Genomic DNA, 7,924 nt, shown 5'->3' on the forward strand with positions numbered 1-7,924 from the left:
ATGGAAAAAGTGGGTACAGTAACATTGCATTACCCATATAATTACGGTTCTACCCTACAGGCCTTTGCTTTACAAAAAGTACTTGAGCAAATGGGGTATGAATCGGAAATAATAGATTATATATGTATGTATGATTTTGAAAATTATAAATTGTTTAGAATTCATCAGTATAAGAATAGACCTAAAACTTTTCTTTCAGATATTTTATATTTGAAAAAAAATTTAAAACGAAGACATTCATTTAGAAAATTTCATAAGAAATATCTAAAAATAACTTCAAAAAAGTATAACTCTATTGAAGAATTAAAAAGCTTAAATACTGAAATGAATGCATTTGTAGCTGGAAGCGATCAAATTTGGAACTTTGAGTGTACAGGTGGAGTAGATTCGGTTTACTTTTTGGATTTCGTTAGTTCTTCAAAGAAAAAAATTGCGTACGCACCAAGTATGGGACAAAACGGACAAAATCAAAAAGATCTTGATACCATAAAACCAATGTTAGAAAGTTTTAATTCTTTATCAATACGTGAAAAAAGTATGGAGAAAAAACTAGAAAGCTTAACAAATAGGGACTTTGAAGTTGTACTAGATCCCACTCTGCTTTTAAAAAGTGATGATTATTCCACTTTATTGAATAAAGATAATGATGGTAAGTACATATTTGTTTATCTCTTGGAGCCAAATAATGAATTGGTAGATTATGTATCTAAATTAGCCAAGGAAAAAGAACTAAAGGTATTATATATATCTAACATTACAAAAAAGAAAATTTTTGATTCAGTTAATTCTGAAAATTTATATGGTTTGGCACCAAATGAATTTCTATCTAAATTGAAGAACGCTGAATATGTAGTTACTAATTCCTTTCATGCTACTGTTTTTTCAATAATATTCGAAAAAAGATTTGCAACTTTTAAAACTAGGAAGAGTTTTCCTAGAATGTTAGATTTATTGGGTAACTTAGGATTAACTAATAGGATAATGGATTCAAATTTTAATATGGATGATCAAATTGACTTCAAAACTGTTAATAAAAAACTCGAATTACTTAAGCAGAATTCGATTAATTTTTTGAAATCAGCATTATCAAAAAATGATTAACTTTTTATCAAGAGGAGTAGGTTATGAAAGAAGAACATCGGCTTATAAAGAACACGGGATTAATTGCTTTAGGAAATTTGAGTACTAAGCTGGTTTCTTTTTTTCTATTACCATTATATACGGCGTTATTAACCACTAACCAATATGGTACTGTCGATTATATAATAAGTATTTCAACCTTTTGTGTTCCCTTTGCAACTATGCTAATGGATGAGTCTATGTTTCGTTATTTAATTGATGCAAAAAATGATAATGAAAGAAAATCGATAATTAGTGTAGCGGTAAAAATCACTGGAGTAGGAATTTTAATAGTTAGTGCTATTTGTGGAATATTATATCTATTTATCAATAAAGTGATGATATTGGTTTTCCTAATGTATATGATTTCGTCCGTTGTGGCAACTCTTTTTAGTGCTTTTTTGAGAGGTATAGGAAGAACAGATTGGTATGCCTTATATAATTGTATTACAGGAATTTTGAATGTTATTTTGAATGTAACTTTGATTGCTGTATTTAGATTTGGTGTATATGGTATGCTATTTGCTTTTATAATTGCACAAAGTTCGGTAGCCATATTTACGGCATTCAGAATACATGTTTGGCGTTTCATAGATTTCAAGGCGTCAGGGAATTACAGAGAAATGCTTAGATACTCAATACCAATGATTCCAAATAGTATTTCTTGGTCTATTATAAATTTATCGGATAGAATTGTGATAATGAATGTTTTAGGTGCCAGTGCATCAGGTTTATATGCCGTAGCTTATAAATTTCCTACATTAATGGATACAGTATATGGCTTTTTCTATCAGTCATGGAAAGAAAGTTCTGCACGTGCTCTTGCAAAAGATGATAGTGATGCATTTTTTCAAAAGATTTTTGTGTATTTGATTAATTTTTTAATTTCAGTAGTTCTTTTAATGACCGCATTTATGCCAATTATTTTTAGATTTTTTGTCAATCATCGTTATTATAGTGCAATCTATTGTGTACCAATATTACTTTTTGCAACGTTCTTTTCGAATTTGTCTGGTTTTTTTGGTGGTGTTTTCACAGCCCATAAAAATACGTGGATATTGGGTACAACCACTGTATGGTCTGCCATTATTAATCTGGTTCTTAATATTGTCCTTATTAAGACCATGGGAATATATGCTGCGGCATTTGCTACCTTGCTGTCAAGTTTTTTCATCTATTGGTATAGAAGAATGAAAGTTAAAGGCATGGTTAAATTGAGTTACTCAAAGAGAATCATTTTTATCAATATTATAGCCAGTGGTGTTGTATTGAGCTTATTCATGGTTCAGACACCTTTGGCAATAATTTCTTCCTGCATATTTGCTATGGGGTATTCCATTGTCTTAAATAAACAAATTCTTGGAATTGTTGTTTCTGGAATAAAGGCAAAATTTTTTAATTAATAATTAAATTGTATATCAAAGAGGTAACGAGATGAAAGAACTTGTAAAAAAGATTGTTCCCAACATCTGGGTAATTAAGTATAGAGAGTTTAGAGAACATGGTCGTGTAAAGAATGAATTTCGCGAAGATGCTGTTCAATATAATAATTCAACTAATTTCCATTTGGTAGGTAGTTCGGATAAGGGAGTTAAAGAATTATTGATTTTTCATACGCATGCTTTGGAGAAGGGACTTAGTCATCCGCATTTTAGACCTAATTTTGGAAAAAGAGCACTGTCTGGTTTGAAGGCAAATTTAGATGAATTTGAACGTTTGAATCTTGATAAAAATGACTTTTCTTACCAAAATGCTATTTCCGTTTTAAAATTTTACAAAAACAAGCATAAAAATGCGGGTATTGATACTCCTTTTTTTGATTCATTATTTAATCTTGATGAAATTTCATTTGGAAAGCAAATGGCTGGTGCAGAGAAACATGTTAATAAAGAAGCAAATGACATGAGCTTTGAAGAATTTGAATATTATCGAACAACGCAACGTGAATTTTCACATAAAGGCGTGGATAGTAGTGTATTTGATGAAGCAGTAAAGTTGGCTTTAAAAACACCTTCCGTCTGTAATAGGCAACCTTGGAAAGTCTACACAACAAGTAATAAAAATAAAATAGCTGAATTGTTAAGGTTGCAAAAAGGATTCAATGGTTATGAGTTACCTCCAACATTAAGTTTAGTTACTGTCGATAGAAGATCCTTTATAGGGAGTTATGAAAGAAATGAAGCATATATAGATGGTGGACTCTTTTTAATGAATTTTGATTTTTCTTTAACATACTTTGACTTGGCATCATGCATTCTTAACTCGATGTTACCTAACGAAGAACAAAGGAAGGTAAAAAAAATATTAGGAATTTCACCTTCAGAGGTTTTAATAGCATTTGTTGCGGCAGGGTATCCTAAGGATGAAGTACTAGCAGCAAAATCAGCAAGAAAACCTACAAATGAAGTACTAAAATTTGTTGATTAGTTTTATAGAAGGGGAAATGAATATATGATTCCGAAAGTTATTAATTACTGCTGGTTTGGACATGGAACAAAGCCAGATAATTTTGAATCTATAATTTCATCTTGGAAAAAATATTGTCCAGATTACAAAATTGTAGAATGGAATGAGAAAAATTACGATATAAATTCCAATGAGTTTGTTCGATGTGCCTATTCGATGAACAAATTTGCCTTTGTATCGGATTATGCACGGTTAGATATTATTCATCAGAATGGTGGTATTTATGTTGATGTTGATGTTGAGTTCCTAAGGAATATAGATGAAATTGTCAATAATGGCTCCTTTTTTGCTACTGAGGAAATTGATCGGATTAATACAGGTTTAATTTTTGCTGCTGAAAAAGGGGATACTATTTTAGGTGAAATTTTGAATATATATTCTTCAATGGATAAGGATGCGGCTATAAATGCAATAAATTATAGTAGTACTGTTGAGATAGTGACATCTTTCTTCAAAGATAGAGGATTTAAATTTAATGGGAAACGTCAGAATATTGATAATCATATAATTTATGAAACTTCTGTTTTTTGTCCTCAGCAGTATGGAGAAATTAAGAATTCTAAAGATTTTGGTAATGCTTATACGACACATCATTTTAATAGTAGCTGGGTTTCAGAGAATAAATTCTCATTAGAGAAACAATATAGGCATGCAAGGGTTTCTAGAAGAATAAAAAAATATTTAGGCGTTCATGTATATAATTTAATATTTAAGGTGTATTCACCACTATTTGGACGAGGAAAACAATAAATTAGGAGGATTTATATGAACTACTTAGTGGTTGGCTCAGGTTTATTTGGCTCGGTATTTGCCAACGAAGCGGCAAAAAGAGGAAATAATGTGACTGTTATTGAAAAGCGAGATCATGTTGGAGGTAATATCTATACTAAAGAAGTAGAGGGAATTCAAGTACATAAGTATGGTGCTCATATTTTTCATACTAAAATGAAGGATATATGGGATTATGTTAATCAATTTGCAGACTTTAATAATTATATAAATAGTCCAATTGCAAACTATAAAGGTGAGATTTATAACCTTCCATTTAATATGAATACATTCAACAAGCTATGGGGAGTAATAACACCTACTGAAGCCAAAAGAAAAATTGAAAGTCAAAAAGAAGCGCTTCATATTGAAGGAAATCCCAAAAATCTTGAGGAACAGGCACTATCTTTAATAGGGCCAGATGTGTATGAAAAACTGGTTAAAGGATATACAGAGAAACAGTGGGGGCAATCCGCAAAGGATTTACCAGCTTTTATTATCCGTAGATTACCTGTAAGATTTACATACGATAATAATTACTTCAATGATCCATATCAAGGAATTCCAATTGGCGGCTATACTCAAATTATTAATAAGCTACTAAGTAATGAGTTAATAGACGTTAAAATTAATACAGATTTTTTTGAAAATAAGAACAAATATTTGAAATCTGATAATAAAATTATTTTTACCGGTATGATTGATCAATTCTTTGATTACAGATTAGGTGAATTAGAATATCGTAGTTTACGCTTTGATACAAAGGTTTTGAATGAAGATAATTATCAAGGAAATGCAGTTGTAAATTATACTGATTCAGATACACCATTTACTAGAATCATCGAACATAAGCATTTTGAATTTGGTCAAGGGAATAATGGAAAAACAGTTATTACCCATGAGTATCCTCAAGAATGGCATCGTGGGGATGATCCTTACTATCCAATCAATAATAAAAGAAATAAAGATTTATATTCAAATTATGTTAAATTAGCAAGAAATGAATTTCCAAATGTTATATTTGGTGGTAGATTAGGACAGTACCGTTATTATAATATGGATCAAACTATTATGTCAGCAATGCAAATAGTAAAAAGAGAATTTGAAAATTAGATTACCATGTGAATATCTAGAAATTTTAATGAATCATTAGATAGTCTATCTGTAATAGCTCGGGTATTTATTGTATTAGTTTAATTAATTAGAACATGGATGATTTGGTTTTAGGGGGATAAGATGCATAATAATAGAAAAAAGAAAAAACATACATTAAGAAATGTATTTTTATCATTCGTATTGTTACTTGTTTTGGGTGGAGCAGCATATGGAATGACGCGCTATCGAAGCGTAAAGAATTCAGTAAATAGTTCATTTAAACCATCAGGTGTGACTAAAGAACGTGATGTAAGTAATGCCTTAAAGAATAAGAAGCCAGTGTCTATTCTTTTAATGGGAACAGATACCGGTGCATTAGGTCGAGATTATAAGGGACGTACTGATAGTATGATGGTAATTACTTTAAATCCGAATAATAAGAAGACTACTGTAACAAGTATTCCTCGTGATACGGCTGTTAATATTCCAGGATATAAGTCAGTTTCTCCTGCTAAAATCAATGCTGCATATTCATACGGCCAAACTAAGACAGCTATTAAAACTGTTCAAAAACTTTTGAACATTCCGATTGATTTCTATGCACTTATCAATATGGGTGGTATGGAAAAAGTTATTGACCAGGCTGGCGGAGTTGATGTAACACCGTCCTTGAGTTTTAAATATGAAGGATCTTCATTTACAAAGAATGAAAAAACTCATATGAACGGGAAAAAGGCCTTGGCATACTCGCGTATGAGATATGACGATCCAAAAGGCGACTACGGTCGTCAGACTCGTCAAAGGGAAGTTCTTACTGCCTTAGTACATAAGAGTAGTTCAGTATCTACGTTATTAAATCAAAGCTTTATTAACTCATTGTCTGATCAAACGCAAACTGATTTAACGTTCGATGAATTAACTACAATTGCTAAGGATTATAATTCGGTTAGAAAACATACCTCAGAAACACATTTGCAGGGTAGTAGCGATGAAGTTGCTAAACAAAGTATGGAAGTTATGAAAAAATCTGAATTACAACGCGTAACAAACTTTATTCGTGAGAATTTGGATTTGCCTCACGCTAAGACTGGTAATATTGAGTTTAAACCGTCAACACAGAGTACTAATACCAATAAATCAGTTCAAGATATTAATAATATTGGTTCACAGCGTTCAAATACTACAAATGATTCTACTGCAAAAAGTAAGGGAACTACTAGCAACTCAGGGTATTCAAATACAGGGTATTAGAATTTTTGAAAACTATATATTTACATATGGGAAATCATGATTCTTAAGAATAGTGATTTCTCATTTTTTTGTCAAAAAAGAAGTTTTAAAATGACTTTTGAGGGGCGATAATTTAATGAAAAGAATTAGATGGATTGATTTTGGTAAAGGATTTACCATATTCTTTGTATTGACTGCACATTGTATAGATGAACTTTATGGAACAAATATTTTTCCAAAATATGATGTGTTTTCTAAATTGATGTTGGCAATAATATATACATTTATAATGCCATGCTTTTTTGCACTGTCAGGTTTTTTATATAAGTCACCTAAATCGAATAAAGGATATCTGTATTCAATTAGAAAAAAATTTGTAAATTTTTCGATACCGTATATCGTATTTTCAATTTTATATGTATCTTTACAGCATTTGACGAAAGTTAATAGATTGAATCCATGGGGAAGTCTGATATTTATATATAAACAGCCAATAAGTTACCTTTGGTTTTTATATGTATTATTTTTAATATTTGTTTTTATAGGTTTGATGGATATAATAAAGGTTCCTTTTAACATTCAGTTAGTTTTAAGCATAATTTTGTTTATTGTAGTACAACTGATAAATCCAGTTTACTTTATATATGCGACATTTTCATGGTTACCATGTTTTTATATGGGAATTCTAATTAAGAGGAATATGAATATTCTGAATAATTATATGGTATTTGTAATTTCTTTAATAATTACGATTTTTGGTTTAGCAATAAGAATATATTTAGGCGGTTCATGGTTTAGAAACAATGATATGCTAATGAATACTGCAATTTTCAAAGTTGGAAGTATATTCCTGATGTTCTTTTTCTTCTACCATGTTCAAAATAATAAGTTTTTTGAATATTTTGAGAAGTATGGAAATTATTCAATAGTTATTTATCTGGTACATTTACCTTTGACGTCCTTTTTTTAAATTTTATTGATTAAAATTGGAATTCCAAATTATTTTATCTTTTTGATTTTATCAATAATTTTATCATGGTTCGCTTCATTATTTATTTGTTATCTTTCAAGGAAGGTAAACATAATAAATTTCTTTTTCCATCCTAATAAATATTTAAAAATAAAATAATTACCAACTAATGTACCTTAATGGGTATGAAGCTTTTTTAAATCACCTGTCAATCTTCTAAAGAATATGATTATAAAAGAATCTTATGAAAAAACATCTCATAGCATTAATTTATAT

Annotated in this window: 7 protein-coding genes; all 7 read left to right on the top strand. The window is 30.0% G+C overall.

Annotated elements, in window-relative coordinates; translation table 11 throughout:
* The 7 genes from LKACC16343_RS10545 to LKACC16343_RS10575 all read left to right on the top strand — a co-directional run bounded on the left by LKACC16343_RS10545 (nt 1) and on the right by LKACC16343_RS10575 (nt 7,648).
* A complete protein-coding gene (locus tag LKACC16343_RS10545) occupies nt 1–1,101 on the top strand; it encodes a polysaccharide pyruvyl transferase family protein (RefSeq protein ID WP_056953520.1) in 1,101 nt (366 codons plus the stop codon).
* A 23-nt stretch (nt 1,102–1,124) separates the two neighbouring features.
* Nucleotides 1,125–2,522 (top strand): oligosaccharide flippase family protein, encoded by a 1,398-nt coding sequence (locus tag LKACC16343_RS10550; protein ID WP_056953522.1) that lies wholly within the window; start codon nt 1,125–1,127, stop codon nt 2,520–2,522.
* Nucleotides 2,523–2,553: 31 nt separating this feature from the next.
* The gene (locus tag LKACC16343_RS10555; protein WP_056953524.1) at nt 2,554–3,546 is read left to right on the top strand and encodes a nitroreductase family protein; all 993 of its coding nucleotides are present in this window, start codon (nt 2,554–2,556) and stop codon (nt 3,544–3,546) included.
* 24 nt (nt 3,547–3,570) lie between these two features.
* Nucleotides 3,571–4,335 (top strand): glycosyltransferase family 32 protein, encoded by a 765-nt coding sequence (locus LKACC16343_RS10560; RefSeq protein ID WP_056953527.1) that lies wholly within the window; start codon nt 3,571–3,573, stop codon nt 4,333–4,335.
* A gap of 15 nt (nt 4,336–4,350) precedes the next feature.
* A complete protein-coding gene (gene glf, locus LKACC16343_RS10565) occupies nt 4,351–5,466 on the top strand; it encodes a UDP-galactopyranose mutase (protein ID WP_056953529.1) in 1,116 nt (371 codons plus the stop codon).
* A 123-nt stretch (nt 5,467–5,589) separates the two neighbouring features.
* Entirely contained in the window at nt 5,590–6,699 is a 1,110-nt protein-coding gene (locus LKACC16343_RS10570; protein ID WP_056953532.1) for an LCP family protein, read from the top strand.
* Between the two features lie 115 nt (nt 6,700–6,814).
* Nucleotides 6,815–7,648 carry an acyltransferase family protein gene (locus LKACC16343_RS10575; RefSeq protein WP_056953534.1) on the top strand — a complete coding sequence of 278 codons (834 nt, stop codon included), beginning with the start codon at nt 6,815–6,817 and terminating at the stop codon, nt 7,646–7,648.
* The last annotated feature ends 276 nt before the right edge of the window (nt 7,649–7,924 follow it).

The organism is Companilactobacillus bobalius (assembly GCF_002179915.1).
Taxonomy (GTDB): Bacteria; Bacillota; Bacilli; order Lactobacillales; family Lactobacillaceae; genus Companilactobacillus; species Companilactobacillus bobalius.

Excerpts from the sequence above, each read along its gene's own strand:
- LKACC16343_RS10550 (WP_056953522.1), top strand. The coding sequence starts at position 1,125 with ATGAAAGAAGAACATCGGCTTATAAAGAACACGGGATTAATTGCTTTA.
- LKACC16343_RS10575 (WP_056953534.1), top strand. The coding sequence starts at position 6,815 with ATGAAAAGAATTAGATGGATTGATTTTGGTAAAGGATTTACCATATTC.
- glf (WP_056953529.1), top strand. The coding sequence starts at position 4,351 with ATGAACTACTTAGTGGTTGGCTCAGGTTTATTTGGCTCGGTATTTGCC.
- LKACC16343_RS10545 (WP_056953520.1), top strand. The coding sequence starts at position 1 with ATGGAAAAAGTGGGTACAGTAACATTGCATTACCCATATAATTACGGT.
- LKACC16343_RS10570 (WP_056953532.1), top strand. The coding sequence starts at position 5,590 with ATGCATAATAATAGAAAAAAGAAAAAACATACATTAAGAAATGTATTT.
- LKACC16343_RS10560 (WP_056953527.1), top strand. The coding sequence starts at position 3,571 with ATGATTCCGAAAGTTATTAATTACTGCTGGTTTGGACATGGAACAAAG.
- LKACC16343_RS10555 (WP_056953524.1), top strand. The coding sequence starts at position 2,554 with ATGAAAGAACTTGTAAAAAAGATTGTTCCCAACATCTGGGTAATTAAG.